The 756-nt window shown below is 39.7% G+C and carries 1 protein-coding gene; it reads right to left on the reverse strand.

Annotated elements, in window-relative coordinates:
- Window positions 1-187: 187 nt before the first annotated feature.
- Window positions 188-756, reverse strand: a 569-nt coding sequence (locus tag H8706_RS12180; RefSeq protein WP_262432849.1) for an IS256 family transposase, incomplete at its 5' end; no start/stop codon positions are given.

Below are 756 nucleotides of genomic sequence, written 5' to 3' on the forward strand. Positions count from 1 at the left end.
GGGTATTTCCCCGATTTTGTGTAAACTCCAAAATGATAATATAATTTAAGTGTTTTTCGAAGGATGAAATCCATATTTCGGGATTTCATCCTTCAGCTCATATATAGCATAAAAGCACAGGCATGTCAAGGTCGCCCTCGTTTGAGGGCGTTCATTTTACCCTTGATTTGCCGGGGATTTTATGCTGTTAACTTAACCTATCGGCAAAGAAAATTTCAAGTTGCGAATGAATCTGTCCCCATTCACGGCGCTTTCCCGTCCACTTTTTAGTAATGTCCATCATTGCAAGATAAAGCATCTTCAAAAGGCTGTCATCTGTCGGGAATACCCCCTTGTTTTTAGTAACCTTACGAAGCTGTCGATTAAATCCCTCTATGGCATTTGTTGTATAAATGAGCGTTCTGACCTCTTGCGGATATTTGAAATATGTTGATAAATTCGCCCAGTTATCTCTCCATGATATTGCTATCTTGGGATATTTGTTACCCCATTTTTCATCAAAGTTTTCAAGCTCAGCAAGTGCCGTTTGCTCATCTATTGCTGCATAGACTTTCTTTAAATCCGCCATAAGTGCTTTAATGTCCTTGTATGACACAAACCTTGTTGTATTGCGTATCTGATGGATGACACACTGTTGTATTTCTGTTTTGGGGTATACTGCTTCAATAGCTGCAGGAAAGCCTGTAAGTCCGTCAACACAAGCTATCAATATATCCTGCAATCCCCGGTTTTTCAATCCGTTCATAACAGATAACC

The sequence above is a fragment of the Qingrenia yutianensis genome, from assembly GCF_014385105.1.
Classification (GTDB): domain Bacteria; phylum Bacillota; class Clostridia; order UMGS1810; family UMGS1810; genus Qingrenia; species Qingrenia yutianensis.